General features: G+C 69.7%; 16 protein-coding genes. 11 read left to right on the forward strand and 5 right to left on the reverse strand.

Going from position 1 to position 13,267, the window contains the following annotated elements:
* Positions 1 to 129: 129 nt before the first annotated feature.
* The gene (locus EP757_RS25795) at positions 130 to 741 is read right to left on the reverse strand and encodes a hypothetical protein (RefSeq protein ID WP_127550190.1); all 612 of its coding nucleotides are present in this window, start codon (positions 739 to 741) and stop codon (positions 130 to 132) included.
* 242 nt (positions 742 to 983) lie between these two features.
* Between EP757_RS25795 and EP757_RS25800 the strand changes: the two genes are divergently transcribed.
* The gene (locus EP757_RS25800) at positions 984 to 1,400 is read left to right on the forward strand and encodes an SHOCT domain-containing protein (RefSeq protein ID WP_127550192.1); all 417 of its coding nucleotides are present in this window, start codon (positions 984 to 986) and stop codon (positions 1,398 to 1,400) included.
* A gap of 81 nt (positions 1,401 to 1,481) precedes the next feature.
* Positions 1,482 to 3,341, forward strand: a complete 1,860-nt coding sequence (locus EP757_RS25805; RefSeq protein ID WP_127550194.1) for a bifunctional diguanylate cyclase/phosphodiesterase — start codon at positions 1,482 to 1,484, stop codon at positions 3,339 to 3,341.
* On the opposite strand, the gene ligD is transcribed toward EP757_RS25805, so the two are convergent.
* On the reverse strand, positions 3,338 to 4,495 hold the full coding sequence (ligD, locus tag EP757_RS25810; RefSeq protein ID WP_127550196.1) for a non-homologous end-joining DNA ligase: 1,158 nt from the start codon (positions 4,493 to 4,495) through the stop codon (positions 3,338 to 3,340). The genes EP757_RS25805 and ligD overlap by 4 nt on opposite strands.
* Positions 4,496 to 4,586: 91 nt before the next feature.
* Between ligD and EP757_RS25815 the strand changes: the two genes are divergently transcribed.
* Genes EP757_RS25815 through EP757_RS25825 form a run of 3 tightly spaced genes read left to right on the forward strand, consistent with a single transcriptional unit; the run spans position 4,587 to position 6,149 of the window.
* A complete protein-coding gene (locus EP757_RS25815) occupies positions 4,587 to 5,078 on the forward strand; it encodes an LURP-one-related/scramblase family protein (RefSeq protein WP_127550198.1) in 492 nt (163 codons plus the stop codon).
* A gap of 55 nt (positions 5,079 to 5,133) precedes the next feature.
* Positions 5,134 to 5,349 carry a hypothetical protein gene (locus EP757_RS25820; RefSeq protein ID WP_127550200.1) on the forward strand — a complete coding sequence of 72 codons (216 nt, stop codon included), beginning with the start codon at positions 5,134 to 5,136 and terminating at the stop codon, positions 5,347 to 5,349.
* Positions 5,350 to 5,390: 41 nt separating this feature from the next.
* A complete protein-coding gene (locus tag EP757_RS25825) occupies positions 5,391 to 6,149 on the forward strand; it encodes a hypothetical protein (RefSeq protein ID WP_127550202.1) in 759 nt (252 codons plus the stop codon).
* 24 nt (positions 6,150 to 6,173) lie between these two features.
* Here the strand turns inward: EP757_RS25825 and EP757_RS25830 are convergent, their stop codons facing one another.
* Complete coding sequence (locus tag EP757_RS25830) at positions 6,174 to 6,920, reverse strand: helix-turn-helix domain-containing protein (protein ID WP_127550204.1); 747 nt, start codon at positions 6,918 to 6,920, stop codon at positions 6,174 to 6,176.
* A 78-nt stretch (positions 6,921 to 6,998) separates the two neighbouring features.
* Here EP757_RS25830 and EP757_RS25835 point away from each other — a divergent pair, with 78 nt between their 5' ends.
* Positions 6,999 to 7,367, forward strand: coding sequence for a nuclear transport factor 2 family protein (locus tag EP757_RS25835; RefSeq protein WP_127550205.1), 369 nt, complete (start codon positions 6,999 to 7,001; stop codon positions 7,365 to 7,367).
* A gap of 55 nt (positions 7,368 to 7,422) precedes the next feature.
* Here the strand turns inward: EP757_RS25835 and EP757_RS25840 are convergent, their stop codons facing one another.
* The gene (locus tag EP757_RS25840) at positions 7,423 to 8,379 is read right to left on the reverse strand and encodes a glycoside hydrolase family 11 protein (RefSeq protein ID WP_127554439.1); all 957 of its coding nucleotides are present in this window, start codon (positions 8,377 to 8,379) and stop codon (positions 7,423 to 7,425) included.
* A gap of 428 nt (positions 8,380 to 8,807) precedes the next feature.
* On the opposite strand from EP757_RS25840, the gene EP757_RS25845 reads away from it, so the two are divergent.
* Positions 8,808 to 9,272, forward strand: a complete 465-nt coding sequence (locus tag EP757_RS25845) for a hypothetical protein (protein ID WP_127550207.1) — start codon at positions 8,808 to 8,810, stop codon at positions 9,270 to 9,272.
* Between the two features lie 18 nt (positions 9,273 to 9,290).
* Here EP757_RS25845 and EP757_RS25850 read toward each other — a convergent pair whose 3' ends face one another.
* Positions 9,291 to 9,545, reverse strand: a complete 255-nt coding sequence (locus EP757_RS25850) for a hypothetical protein (RefSeq protein ID WP_127550209.1) — start codon at positions 9,543 to 9,545, stop codon at positions 9,291 to 9,293.
* A gap of 66 nt (positions 9,546 to 9,611) precedes the next feature.
* Between EP757_RS25850 and EP757_RS25855 the strand changes: the two genes are divergently transcribed.
* The 4 genes from EP757_RS25855 to EP757_RS44060 all read left to right on the forward strand — a co-directional run bounded on the left by EP757_RS25855 (position 9,612) and on the right by EP757_RS44060 (position 13,082).
* A complete protein-coding gene (locus EP757_RS25855) occupies positions 9,612 to 10,034 on the forward strand; it encodes an MmcQ/YjbR family DNA-binding protein (protein WP_232050001.1) in 423 nt (140 codons plus the stop codon).
* A gap of 45 nt (positions 10,035 to 10,079) precedes the next feature.
* Positions 10,080 to 11,705, forward strand: coding sequence for an ATP-binding protein (locus EP757_RS25860; protein WP_127550210.1), 1,626 nt, complete (start codon positions 10,080 to 10,082; stop codon positions 11,703 to 11,705).
* Between the two features lie 127 nt (positions 11,706 to 11,832).
* Positions 11,833 to 12,357, forward strand: coding sequence for an MFS transporter (locus EP757_RS44055; protein ID WP_255435124.1), 525 nt, complete (start codon positions 11,833 to 11,835; stop codon positions 12,355 to 12,357).
* A 29-nt stretch (positions 12,358 to 12,386) separates the two neighbouring features.
* On the forward strand, positions 12,387 to 13,082 hold the full coding sequence (locus EP757_RS44060) for a nitrate/nitrite transporter (RefSeq protein WP_255435125.1): 696 nt from the start codon (positions 12,387 to 12,389) through the stop codon (positions 13,080 to 13,082).
* The last annotated feature ends 185 nt before the right edge of the window (positions 13,083 to 13,267 follow it).

The following is a 13,267-nucleotide window of genomic DNA, read 5'->3' on the forward strand; positions in this document are numbered from 1 at the left end:
GCACGGACGCGAAAGGAATCGCGGAACCCGGCGCGCGGGTTCGCCTCGGTCGTTGCAGCCGGGCTCGCCCGCGGGGCGCCGCGTTCCCGTGCCGGTGCCAGGGCGACGGGAACGCGGGCCGGCCGGCGGCTAGATCAGGCTGAGCTTCATGGTGTTGTTCGGGCCGGAGAGCAGCAGCGTCAGCAGCGGCGTGAGAGCTCCGCAGCCGGTGAAGGGCGGGATCGTGTACTTGCCCTCCATCGTGATCGGCTTGAACAGCTCCACCGGGGAGGTGTTGTTCAGCGTCAGGGTCGAGGGCTTCGTCGTACGGCAATTCTTGTACTTCACGAGATTGATCTTCGGAGCGATGTCCGTGTGCACGTCGACGATCTTGAGGGTGAACCTCGTCGTCGTGGACAGCTTGGACGCGCCGAGATCGATCGTCCCGGTCAGGCCGCCGACCGGCACGATCTTCACCGTCGAGGTGGTGCCGATCAGGTTCGCCAGTTTGAGCTTCGCGGTCAGGTCGGCCAGGTTGGCGCTGCCGGTGACCGTGCCGGTGTCCAGGTCGATCTGGGTCTTCACGGACGACGTCGGGACGGCGACGTCGGCCTTCGGCTTGGCCAGCCGCGTCGTGCCCGTGACGTTGTTGAAGTCGATCGAGATGGGCGCGGCCTGAGCCGGGCTGACCGCGGCCACGGCGGCGGTGGCGCCGAGCAGGGCCGCGGTGGCGAGCATGGTGGTGCGGCGAAAGTAACCCATGGATCCTCCATGGAGCGTTCGGACGGGGTGAGCGGCATGCCGGACCCGAGGTTACTCCACAGTAGGTTTCTTGGGAACCCCACTATCTCCGCTGGTCAGCGATGCAATAGCGATGACAGGGGTCGATGTAGCGGCGGTTGCTGCCATGGTGAATCCGGCCGTGATTAATCCACTACGGATGAGGCCTCGATCGCCGCGCGGCGGTGTACTCGGTCGACAAGAATCCCTGGAAGGACGCGCACATGTTCAACGACAACGGATCATTCCTGCTGGCGCTCTTCGAATTCTTCATCTTCTGTGCCTGGTTCATGTGCCTCTTCTGGCTGTTCGGCGACCTGTTCCGCAGCAAGGACATCGGCGGGTTCGGCAAGACGATGTGGGTGCTGTTCCTGATCATCCTGCCGCTGGTCGGCATGCTGGTGTACCTGATCGCCCGCGGTTCCGGCATGCAGGAGCGGGCCATCGCCCAGGCCGCTGACATGCAGGAGCGGCAGGAGGCCTACATCCGGACGGTGGCCGGGAAGAGCGAGGCCAAACGCACACCCACCGAGGAGATCGCCTCGGCGAAGTCGCTGCTCGACTCCGGCACGATCAGTCAGGCCGACTTCGAGCGCCTCAAGGCCGACGCGCTGGGCCGCACCGCCACACCCGTCGCATAAGAAGGCCCTCTTTCGTACGGGCGGAGCACCGCCCGTACGAAAGAAGCACGTAAGGCCCGCGACCTTGCCTACCGTGGGGGGATGGGGTCGACGGGGGCGGCGCCGCGATGGTTGAGCGGGGTGCTGGGGATCGTGCTCGTCGCGGTGTCGGGCTATGCGGTGTTCGGGAGCTGGGAACAGTCGGGGATCGTGTCCCGGATCGCTGCCGACAGCACCGACGCCGACGCGTACCAGGAGGCCGCCTTCCTGACCACCGCGGAGATGGTGCTGATCCAGGCCGCCGTGCGGGAACCGGCGGGTGAGGAACGCGACGAGCTGTCCGCGGCGCGCGAGCGCACCCAGGACGCGATGGCGCACATGGCCGCGGTCGACGGCGAGCACCCGGAGAAGGCCGCCGAAATCGCGCGGCACCACGCGGACCTCGAACTGACGTTCGAGAGCTACCTGCGGCAGCTCGACCGCGGGGACGTCGCGGGGGCGCAGTTCAGCCTGGAGAACGTGATCGAGCCGAGTGTCGCCGTGCTCATGGCGGACGTGCTGGCCGAGCAGAAGCACCACCTCGAGGGCTACAACCGGATGCAGGCGGCGGGGCAGCGCCAGTCGCGGCTGCTCAAGTGGGGGAGCGTGCTCGCCTTCGTGGCCGTCGTCGTCGTCCTGCTGCTGTACCGGCGCCGGGTGGAGAAGATGGCCGTCACCGACCCGCTGACCGGCCTGCCGAACCGGGCCGCCTTCGCCCGGAAGGCGCAGTCCGCGCTGGCTTCCGGCGGCGTGACCCTCCTCGCGATCAACCTGGACGGCTTCCGGGACGTCAACGAGCAGCTCGGCCATCGCATCGGTGACCTACTGCTGCAGCAGGCGGGCGCGCGGCTGCGCTCCTCGATCCGCAAGGGGGACCTGGTCGCCAGGATCGGCGGCGACGACTTCGCGGTCCTGGTGAAGAGCGACGACGACCCCGAGGTCATCGGCCGGCGGCTGACCACGGCGTTCGACAAGCCGTTCGCCATCGACGATCTCACCATCGACCTGGAGGTGAGCATCGGCGCCGCGACGGCCGAGTCGGGTGACACCGTCGCCGGAGTCCTGCAGCACGCCGACACCGCCATGAACGTGGCCAAACAGCGGCGGCTCGGCTTCTCCCGGTACACCACCCGGCAGGGCCAGGACAGCACCGCGCGCCTCAGCCTGCTCGGCGAGCTTCGCCGGGCCCTGGACGCCGGCACCGAGATCACCCTGCACTACCAGCCGCAGATCGCCCTGGACACCGGCGTCCTGGCCGGGGTGGAGGCGCTCGCGCGCTGGCAGCATCCCGGCCGCGGCCGGATCCCGCCCGGCGACTTCATCCCGGTCCTGGAGACCACGGGCCTGATCCACCGGTTCACCGACCAGGTCCTGGAGATCGCGCTGGCGCAGGCGCGGGCGTGGCGCGACACCGGGCTGCACATCCCGGTGTCGGTGAACATCTCCGCGCGGACCCTGCTCGACCCGGGCTTCTGCGATCGGGTCGCCGACCACCTGCGCCGCTGGGACATCCCCGGCGGCCAGCTCTGCATCGAGGTCACCGAGCACAGCGTGATGACCGACCCGGCGACCGCCATCGACGTGCTGCAGCGCATCCGGGACCTGGGCGTACGCACCTCGATCGACGACTACGGCACCGGGTACTCGTCGATGACGTACCTGCGCCTGCTGCCCCTGGACGAGCTGAAGATCGACCGCTCGTTCGTCGCGGAGATGGCCCGCGACCCCGGCAACCACGCGCTGGTCGCCTCCACCATCGAACTCGGCCACAACCTGGGCCTGTCGGTCGTCGCCGAGGGCGCGGAGGACGCCGAGACGGTCGCCGCGTTGCGTGCCCTCGGCTGCGACATCGGCCAGGGTTACTACTTCGCCCGGCCGATGGAGGCGGAGGCGCTGCAGCCATCCCTCATGAGGAAGCCCTAGGCGGCGTCCGCGTGGACCAGATCGGCCATGTCCACGCCCGCCTCGCTGAGCAGCCGTTCCACCGTGGCGATCGACAGACCGCCCACCACGTTGCCGGTCGGCACGTTGATCAGCCGGTAGAAGTGGTCGCGCCGCTGCCGCACCACCTCGACCCGCCACTGCCGGTCCGCCGTCTCGTAGGCGCCCTCGACGGTCTCCTTCTTCAGCGGACGGCTGGGATATTTGTCCGTTCGCAGGCCACGCCAGGACGGGTGCCGCAGCCGGCCGTCCGGGGTCCAGTTGCGGAACACCACCTCGCCGACCAGGAGCGGCTCCACCCACCGCGCATGCCGGGCGTGTTCCCGCGGCACGTCGCCGACCGGCGGGCTCGTCCGGTGCAGGGCCCGCAGCTCCTCGCCGAGCCGCCGCAGCATCGCGTCGGTGAACCCGGTGCCGACGTGCCCGGCGAACACCAGGCCGTCATCGCCGTGGACGGCCAGCAGCAGCGACCCGACGGTGCCGGCGCGGCGGCCCGCGCCGGCCTTCCACCCGACGACCACCACCTCCTGCGTACGGATGAGCGGCACCTTGGTCCAGTCCGCCGACCGCTTCCCGGGGCGGTACGGCGAGCTCAGCCGCTTGGCGACCACCCCTTCCAGGCCGCCGATCTCGGCCGACCGCAGCACGGCCTGCCCGTCGGCGTCGGTGAAGTGCGGCGGCGTCCGCACCGTCGCGCCGGCGAGACCCAGGTCGTCGAGGACCGCCCGGCGCCGCTCGTAGGGCGCGTCGAGCAGTGATTCGCCGTCGAGGTGCAGCACGTCGAACACGTAGTAGACGACCGGGACCGTGCCGAGCAGCGCCGCCGACGGCCGGACGGCGTGGATCCGGTTCGCGAGCAGCGAGAACGACGGCCGGTCACCGGTCTCCAGCGCCACGATCTCGCCGTCCAGCACCGCCCGTCGGCCACCGAGCAGTTCACCGACTTCACCCAATTCCGGGTACGTCGAGGTGACGTCGTTGTGGTTGCGGGACAGCACCCGGAGGCCGTCCCCGGCGTAACCGACCGCGCGTACCCCGTCGTATTTGAACTCGAACGCCCAGCCGGGGCCGGGTGGCAGCGCACCGGGCGCGGCCAGCATCGGCGCGATCAGCTCCGGCAGGGCGTCATCGCTCATCAGTCCTGCCTACCTCGCTCCGCGCCGCCGATCACCCCCTTGATCGAATTACACCCGCGTAGTTATGGCCGCGGTGGCGGACAATCACCTCATGTTCGTGATTAAAGAGCGGTTCTTCTCGATCGGTGACGACTTCGACGTGCTCGACGAGAACGGCGCGAAGGTCTTCCACGTGGACGGCAAGGTGTTCAGCCTGCGCAACAGGGTGGTCATCGAGGACGCGGCCGGCGAGGAGGTGGCCAGCGTGCAGCGTCAGCTGGTCGCGCTGCGGCCGACCTATGAGATCCGGATCGGCGGGGAGAAGGCGGCGGAGGTGCGCAAGAAGCTGTTCACGCCCTTCCGGGAGAAGTTCACCATCGACGTTCCGGGGCCGGACGACCTGGAGATGAAGGGTGACCTGCTCGACCACGAGTACGTCATCGAGCAGGCCGGCGTCGAGGTCGCGTCGGTCTCCAAGCGCTGGCTGACGATCCGGGACACGTACGCGGTGAAGGTCGCCGAGGGCGTCGACCCGCTTCTCATCATCGGCAGCGTGCTGGCCCTCGATCTCGCGCTGGACCGGGACGCCCGCCCGGGAGACTGAGATCACCCCGCGTGGCGGGCGCATGGAATCGACGCGCGCCGGGTACGGTAATCGCATGATCACCGACCTGGCGCGTGCCGTGCTGCGCTGGTCGCTGTCTCTTGTGGTCACCCTGCTGCGAGCGATCTTCAGCGGCCGCGGGCGACACAGTGGACACCCGGTGGTCACGATCGAGCCGGCGCCGATGGCGTTCCCGGCCAGGATCGCGCCGCGGAGCCGTCTCGTGCCCGCGCCCGATGCTTCACGTGCTCCGCCTGCACTCCACGCCTGACCGTTTCCGTTCGCGTGGATCTTGTTGCAGGGGAGTTTGTCATGAACGTTTTCGCTGAGATGTTCCTGGACGCGCCGGCCGCCCCGATCACCATCTGGGCCGTGCTGATGGTGTTGTCATTGCCGGCGCTACTGGTGCTGGCCAGCCCGCAGGCGGTCCGGGATCCGCTGCGGGCCGCGACCGAGACCTTCGGGTTCCTGCGCCGCTACCGGCAGGAGCGGGAGCAGCGGCAGGAGGAGGCCGTCGCGGCCGTGCGCTACGCCGGTGAGATCGCCGTCGCCGCCGACCGGGCGGGAGTGGCCGCGCAGCGCTGGCACGAGTGCTGGCGGCAGGCCGACGAGCACGCGAGCCTGGCCTGGCAGCGGTGGCAGGACGCCGAGCAGCAGCTGACCCGCGTCCGGGCCGGCGCCGCGTTCCGCCCGGCGTGGAGCTCGCGGACGCCGTCGGAATACGCCGATCGGGAGAGCTTTCTTCTTCGTACGGTCGGAGCCGCCGTGTCGAGGGGCGACCTGCCGGCCGACGCCCTGACCGGTTTCGATCCCCGGCTGCACCCGGTCGAGCAGGAACTGGCCGTGCAGCGGGCCATCGTCGCGCATCGCTGGGAGCTGCACCTGCGCGCCCAGGAGGCCGAGAAGGCGGCGTGGCACGACTCCCAGCTCGCGACGGCGACCCGGGACAGCCTGCGCCGCGAGACCGGTGAGGCGGCGGCACAGGCGGCCGCCCTCTACCGTCACCTGCCGCGCCGCGACAGCCGTGTGGTGCAGGCCCGCGGGTTCGGGTGGGCTGCCCGGACCGCGTGAGCTTTCCTCGTACCGGGAAAGGTCTCAATCGCCTCGCAAGGCCGCAGCCGTCGTCGCGTCGGCCGGCAGGAACGCCTCGATGGCGAGCTCGGAGAGCGTGACGTCGAGGGGCGTGCCGAGCACCGACGTGGTGCTGAAGAACGACAGGCCGTTCATGCGCAACGGCACGACGAGACCGTCCGGCGTCTGCTGCACCGTGCCGCCCGGGTAGCCGGTCAACTCCTCGTGCAGCGATCGGAGCACGGGGTCGGCGGTGCGGGTGGCCTGCTGGCCGAGGCGGTGCAGGATGTGGGTGCGCCACTCGGCGAGGTTGTCGACGCGCGGCGCCATGCCCGCCGGATGCAGCGACAGGCGCAGCACGTTGACCGGCGGTTCGAGCAGCCAGGACGCACAACCGTCGATGAGCGGCCTGATCGCCTCGTTCGCATCGATCATGGTCCAATGCCTGTCGATCAAGACAGCGGGGTACGGGTGATGCCCGGTGAGGACGTCCCTCAGCGAGGACATCACCTGCGCCAGCCGGGGGCCGGACAGGCTCGTCTCCGCCCACGCCGGCGCGAACCCGCCCGCCAGCAGCAGCTCGTTCTGGCCGCGCAACGGCACGTCGAGTTCGGTGGCCAGGCGCAGGATCATGTCGCGGGTCGGCTGGGAGCGCCCGGTCTCCACGAACGACAGGTGCCGCGCCGACACGCCGGCCTGCGAGGACAACTCCAGCTGGCTCAGCCGCCGGGTCGTCCGCCACTGGCGCAACAGCACTCCCACATCACTCATGGTGCTCACTGTAGGAAGGGCGTCGATTACCCGCGAGGTAATCGACCCGGCTACCCGGTCGCGGCCAGAGTGACGTCCATGAGTGATTTCGACAGCGTGGTGGACCGCTATCTGGCGGTGTGGAACGAGACCGGCGCGACAGCCCGGCGGCAACTCGTCGACGACCTGTTCGCTCCCGACGTCCGATACGTCGACCCGATGGCCTCGGTCGCCGGGCGCGACGCCCTCGACGGGCTGATCGGGGCGGTACAGCAGCGATTCCCCGGGCTGGTGTTCAGCCGGGGCGCGGGCGCGGTGGACGCGCATCACGACCAGGGGCGGTTCACCTGGCATCTGGGACCGGACGGCGGGGAGGCCCTGGTCGTGGGGTTCGACGTGGCCGAACTCGACGGCGAGGGCCGGATCGTGCGGGTGCTCGGCTTCCTCGACCGGGTGCCGGCGGCCTGACTGGCCGGGGTGGTGGCGCGGCGGATGGGCCGCCGCGCCACCTGCTTTCCGGTTGTCAGCCTGCCCGGCAGGTGATGGTCGGCCAGGTCCAGTTGCCGTTTGCCATGACCGTGATGCCGAAGTTGTTGCCGTTGCCGTTCGGCCGTGCGGTGACGGTCCCCGTGGTGCCGGTGACCGCGGCGTTCCAGCTGTTCTGGATGCTCTGGCCGCCGTTGAGGGCGAGCGACACGGTCCAGCTGCTGGTGCCGCTGACCGCGACGTTCAGGTTGAAGCGGTCGCCGAACTGCTCACCGGGAGTGATGGTCGCGGTGCAGTTGCTGCCGGTCGGCGGGGGAGTGGTCGGGTTGGTGGAACCGCCGCCCTCACGAACCGTGATGTCCGAGCTGCCGCTGCTCTGGTAACCCTCGGTAGCCATGATCTGGTAGCTGTGGTTGGTGCCCAGGTTCAGCCCGGCGCGCGCCCAGGCGTCGAAGTGGTTCGCCGTGGTGATCGTGCCGGAGCTGCGCTTCTGCTGCCGCACACTCCAGTACTGGTAGAACGTGCGGGTGCCGTCGATCGACGGCGCGTTGACCCGCTGGCTGCGCAGGATGTCGTAGGTGCCGCCGTCGGTGGTGACGGTGCCCAGCCGGGTGGCGCCGCTGCTCGGGTTGTAGCTGCCGAAGTTCTCGACGATGTAGTACTCGATCAGCGGGTTGCGGGTCCATCCGTACAGGGCCAGATAGGTGTTGTTGTTGCCCGGGTTGTAGCTGCCCGAGTAGGTCACGGTCCGGCGGGTGCCGGTGGCCCAACCCTTGCCGCCGACCCAGTTGTTGGTGCTGTTGTTCCACCTGCTGGTGTACCGGCCGTCGGCGAGCAGCGTCATGCTGGCGTCGCCGCTGTCCTTCCAGAAGGAGAAGTAGTAGCCGTTGTGGGTTCCGGTGGTGTTCGAGCTGACGGTCCGGTCGGCTTCGGCGTGTGCGACTCCGGCCATCGCGACGGTCATCACCATGGCGCCGACGGCGGCGGCGAGCATGCGGATGCGTTTCACAGTGTGCTCCTCCTATGAAGAGGCTGGCGGGGAAGGCCCCACGAGGCAGGGTTCAGCCCTCGTGGTGGGGATGGCGGCCATTGAGGCCCGTCATTGCGAGAGCCTGGCCTTCCCGGAGTGCGCTTGTCAACAACTTACGGAAACATTACGGAAATACCGAAGTTGATCAGGCGCTGCAGCAGCGATAATAGCTGCTGTTTTGTTTCCGAAAGTTTCGAGATTTGCCAAGGTCTGGACTTCTCGTGCGCCGAGCGCATAGTGGAGGAATGAACACGACTGCCAGGCCCGCCCTCGCGGCGTCTCCGTCACGCACCGGTTCGCCGCACGACCCTGAGGGCCGGCGGCGGGATTAGCCGGAACGGTAGGCCCGAACGCCCCATGCCGCCCGTGTTCGCGGTGATGACAATCGATGCGTGGACAGGGGTCGGACGTGGACCGTCGTCGAGCAGCTGATCGGCGCCGAGGACTGGACGAACAAGATCGGGACTCTGGCGGGGTGCGCCGGCACGGCGCCGCTCCGGCTGGGCGAGGTCTTCGAGAGCGACACGCGTGACGTGCTGGTCTTCGCGCCGAACCGGATCCTGGTGGTCCAGCCGAAGTCCAGCCGGAAGGTCGGGCTGCTCGCCGGACTGCTGGCGGCGGCCGGCCGGACGTCGGGCCTGGGAACCGTCACGGCGATCCCCAAGGCCGACGTCGCCCGGTTCTCCGTGCACCGCGGGATACGCGGCGTGTTCGATTCGACGGGTGAGCTGGCGACCGCCGTGATCGAGATCCGCAGGGGCCGCACCGCCGGCCGGATCGACTTCGTGGTCGATCCGGTGGCCATCCCGATCGGTGACATCGAGGAGAACGTCGCCCGATGGCTCGGGCAGCCGTGACCGGCGCCTCCTGCCGCTTTATCGCCGGGCGGCCCGCTCGGCCAGGTACGACTTGAGAATGAGGGTGCCGAGCACACCGACGATGACCACGATCGCGGCCATGAGCAGGGCGAACACTCCGTTACCGTGCTTGTCGCGGACCATCAGCGCGCCGTCGACCAGGAAATAGACGCCGACCAGTCCGCCGAGCGCGGTGAAGAGCAGGCTGTTGATCAGGGGCTTCTTCGGGGCGGGTTCGGGCTGGTCGTCGTGGGGCTGAGGAGTGTCGTTCACTCCTGAAGTATCGGCTATCGGGATCCGTGGCCAAGGAATCGGGCCTCCTGTCGATACGGTGGGGAGGTGGCCGATGAGCGGGAACAGCCGGCGCGGGTCGAGGATGTGCACGCGATCGCGGCGGGGATGCCCCATGTGACGGTTGTCGACGGAACCGGGGACAACCCGGTCTATCAGGTCGGGCGCAAGTCGTTCGTGTTCTTCCGGAACCCGCGGCCGGACGCGGTGGACCCGGCCACCGGCGAGCGCTACCAGGACGTGATCGTCTTCTGGGTGCCGTCGGAGGCCGACAAGCAGGCCCTGATCCAGGACACGTCGAACCCGTTCTTCACCACCGCTCACTTCAACGGGCACCTGTCCGTGCTGGTGCGGGCGAGCCGGCTCGGTGAGGTGACGCGGGCCGAGCTGGCCGAGGTGATCCAGGACGCGTGGTTGTCGCGGGCGTCGGCGCGTCGGGCGGCGGACTGGCTGGCGAAGCGGGAGCAGTAAAGCCGTTCCGGGGACGTGCCGTCGCGAACGCGGTAACCAGGAGGGATGGACGGTGAGGAGTCGCTGTTCGCGCAGATCCTGGACGCGGCGCCGGATGCCACGGTCTGCGTGGACCGTGCCGGGTTGATCGTTTTCGTCAATGCGCAGGCGTTGCGGCTGTTCGGGTACCGGCGCGAGGAGCTTCTCAGCCGGCCGATCGAGGTGCTCGTGCCGGACGACGTGGTGACCCCGCATCTGCGGCTGCGGGAGAAGTACTTCGCCGCTGTCACGCACCGGGCGATGGGCACCGGCGACCCGCTCTACGCGAAACGGCACGACGGCAGCGTCTTCCCCGCCGAGATCAGCCTCAGCGGCTTGCAGACCGGCGCGGGACTGCTCGTCTCCGCGGCGGTCCGCGACATCACGGATCGTCTGCGCGCCGCGGAGGAACGCGCCCGCCTCAGGGAGGAGGCCGAGAGAGCCGAACTTCAAAATCAGCTTCAGCGTACGCAGCGGATCGAGAGTCTGGGCCAGCTGGCAGGCGGGATAGCCCACGACTTCAACAACCTCATCGCCGTGATCAGCAATTACGCGGAGTTCATCGCCGACACCGCCGCCGATCACCTGCCCGCCTCCGACGACGAGCCGCACGACGAGCGGCACACCTGGATCGCCGAGATCCACCGTGATGGACAGCAGATCCAGCGGGCCGCGCAGCGGGGCGCTGCCCTGACCCGGCAGCTTCTGGCCTTCGCCCGGCAGGACGTGACCCGGCCCAGGGTGATCGAGCTCGGTGACGTGGTGCATCAGGTCGAGGACATGCTGCGGCGTTCGCTGGGCGAGCACATCCTGCTCACCACCCGGTGTGCCGCCGACTGCGGGCCGGTGCTGTTCGATCCGGGTCAGATGGAGCAGGTTCTGGTGAACCTCGCGGTGAACGCCCGGGACGCGATGCCCGGCGGCGGCGTGCTCACCATCGACACCGCCCGGGTTCTGGTCGACGCGGACTATCTGGCATCGGGCCCGGCCATCGCGGCGGGCGAGTACAGCCGGGTACGGGTCAGCGACACCGGCACCGGCATGCCCCGCGAGGTCATCGACCGGGTCTTCGAGCCGTTCTTCACGACGAAGGCGCCGGGCGAGGGGACCGGTCTCGGGCTGGCCATGGTGTACGGACTGGTCACCGCCGCCGGCGGCTCGGTCGGTATCACGTCCGAGCCGGGCATGGGCACCACCATCACGATCATGCTGCCGGTGACCGACCGCGACTCGGCCCCGGCGGCACCGGCCACCGGGCCGCAGCACGACGTACGCGGGCAGGGGCAGACGATCCTGCTGGTCGAGGATGAGCCGGCCCTGCGGCAGGTGTGCCGCCGGCTGCTGAGCGGCAACGGCTATCACGTTCTGGTGCCGGAGGACAGCACCGCGGCCGCCGAGCTGGCCCGCTGCCGCGGCACCGGGATCGACCTGGTGCTGACCGACGTGATCATGCCGCGGCTGCTCGGCACCGATCTCGCCGCCCAGGTCACCGCCGCGCACCCGAACATCAGAGTGCTGTTCATGTCGGGCTACGCGACACCGGTGCTGGCCGCGCAGGGCACCCTGGCGCCCGGCGTCAACCTTCTGGAGAAGCCGTTCACCAGCGGCGAACTTCTCGCCGCCGTGCACGACGCCCTGCACGAGGCCCGCTGAGCCGGGTCCAAAGGCCCTGTTCGAGGGCGATCCCCGCCCGGGACTGTGGGCGTGACACCGACTTTCTCCCCTGGAGTCACTGGTGGGCACACCTTCGCGTTCGGCAACACCCCGCCGCCTGTGTCTGATGCTGGCCCTGGCCACCGTCGGGTTCGCGGTGAACTTCTGGGCCTGGGCGCTGCTCAGCCCGCTCGCCGCCCGGTTCCAGGCCGAGCTGGGTCTGACCTCGTTCCAGCAGGCACTGCTCGTAGCCGTACCGGTCGTGGTCGGCTCGGTCGGCTCGGTCGGCCGGATCCCGGTCGGCGCCCTCACCGACAGGTACGGCGGGCGGGCCATGTTCCCGCTGATCTCCCTGGTGACCATCGTCCCTGTTCTCTACCTCGGGTTGTCCGGTCATGACGCCCCCACATCCCTCCTGGTCGGTGGCTTCTTCCTCGGCGTAGGCGGCACCGCGTTCGCGATCAGCGTGCCGTTCGTCAACGCCTGGTTCCCGCCCCAGCGCCGCGGTCTCGCCGTCGGGATCTTCGGCGTCGGCATGGGCGGCACCGCGATCAGCGCCCTCACCACGGTGAAGCTTGTCGACGCCGGCACCACCGCCACCCCCTTCCTGATCACCGCGGCCGCGCTCGCCGCGTATGCCGCCCTCGCCTGACTCCTGCTGCGCGACGCACCCGCCGCCCCGTGCCCACGGCGCCGCTCACCACCCGGCTCGCCGCCGTCCTCCACCTCAAGATCACGTGGCAGGCCTCGGCCCTGTACGCCGTCGCGTTCGGTGGCTACGTCGCCTTCTCCGTCTACCTCCCCGCCTACCTCAAGACCGCGTACGGGCTGACCCAGGCCGACGCCGCCAACCGGATGGCCGGCTTCGTCCTGCTCGCCGTGATCATGCGGCCGGTCGGCGGCTGGCTCTCCGACAAGGTCGCCCCGCCCCGAGTGCTGGCCCTCGCCTTCGGCGTCGTCACCGCCGGCGCCGTCGTGCAGTCGTTCACCCCGGGTCTCGCCCCGGTCGGCACGATCGCCTTCCTTGCCATGGCCGCGGCCCTCGGCGCCGGTAGTGGAGCAACGTTCGCCCTGGTGGCGCAGTCGGCACCGGCGAACCAGGTCGGCTCGGTCACCGGCGTGGTCGGCGCCGCCGGCGGTCTCGGTGGCTTCGTGCCCCCGCTGGTGATGGGCTCCATCTACGGGCGCTTCGACTCGTACGCCCTGGGTCTGCTCCTCCTGGCCGTGGTAGCCCTCGCCGCGCTCCTGCTCGACGTCGTCTCCGTCCGCCGCCTCCAGCCGACCACCGCTTCGACGCCGGCGAGGCAGCGACCCTCACACGACGGCGACCCGGAGGAACGTGACGTCGTCGATTCCCAGGGCCTGACTGTGCCGTAGCTCGGCTATCAGTTCCTGAGAGGATCACCTGTCACCTGTCACCTGTCGCCTGTCGCCTGTCGCCTGTCGCCGCCCGCCGCCCGCCGCCCGCCGCTCGCGTCCGCCCGCCGCTCGCCCGTCGCCCGCCCGTCGCCCGCCCGTCGCCCGCCCGTCCGCCGCTCGTCGCCCGCCCGTTGAACGCCCGA

Source organism: Actinoplanes sp. OR16 (genome assembly GCF_004001265.1).
Classification (GTDB): domain Bacteria; phylum Actinomycetota; class Actinomycetes; order Mycobacteriales; family Micromonosporaceae; genus Actinoplanes.

Bases quoted from the DNA above. Each gene is read 5' to 3' on its own strand.
- EP757_RS25795 (WP_127550190.1), bottom strand. From the start codon at position 741: ATGGGTTACTTTCGCCGCACCACCATGCTCGCCACCGCGGCCCTGCTC.
- EP757_RS25800 (WP_127550192.1), top strand. From the start codon at position 984: ATGTTCAACGACAACGGATCATTCCTGCTGGCGCTCTTCGAATTCTTC.
- EP757_RS25805 (WP_127550194.1), top strand. From the start codon at position 1,482: ATGGGGTCGACGGGGGCGGCGCCGCGATGGTTGAGCGGGGTGCTGGGG.
- ligD (WP_127550196.1), bottom strand. From the start codon at position 4,495: ATGAGCGATGACGCCCTGCCGGAGCTGATCGCGCCGATGCTGGCCGCG.
- EP757_RS25815 (WP_127550198.1), top strand. From the start codon at position 4,587: ATGTTCGTGATTAAAGAGCGGTTCTTCTCGATCGGTGACGACTTCGAC.
- EP757_RS25820 (WP_127550200.1), top strand. From the start codon at position 5,134: ATGATCACCGACCTGGCGCGTGCCGTGCTGCGCTGGTCGCTGTCTCTT.
- EP757_RS25825 (WP_127550202.1), top strand. From the start codon at position 5,391: ATGAACGTTTTCGCTGAGATGTTCCTGGACGCGCCGGCCGCCCCGATC.
- EP757_RS25830 (WP_127550204.1), bottom strand. From the start codon at position 6,920: ATGAGTGATGTGGGAGTGCTGTTGCGCCAGTGGCGGACGACCCGGCGG.
- EP757_RS25835 (WP_127550205.1), top strand. From the start codon at position 6,999: ATGAGTGATTTCGACAGCGTGGTGGACCGCTATCTGGCGGTGTGGAAC.
- EP757_RS25840 (WP_127554439.1), bottom strand. From the start codon at position 8,379: ATGCTCGCCGCCGCCGTCGGCGCCATGGTGATGACCGTCGCGATGGCC.
- EP757_RS25860 (WP_127550210.1), top strand. From the start codon at position 10,080: ATGGACGGTGAGGAGTCGCTGTTCGCGCAGATCCTGGACGCGGCGCCG.
- EP757_RS44055 (WP_255435124.1), top strand. From the start codon at position 11,833: ATGCTGGCCCTGGCCACCGTCGGGTTCGCGGTGAACTTCTGGGCCTGG.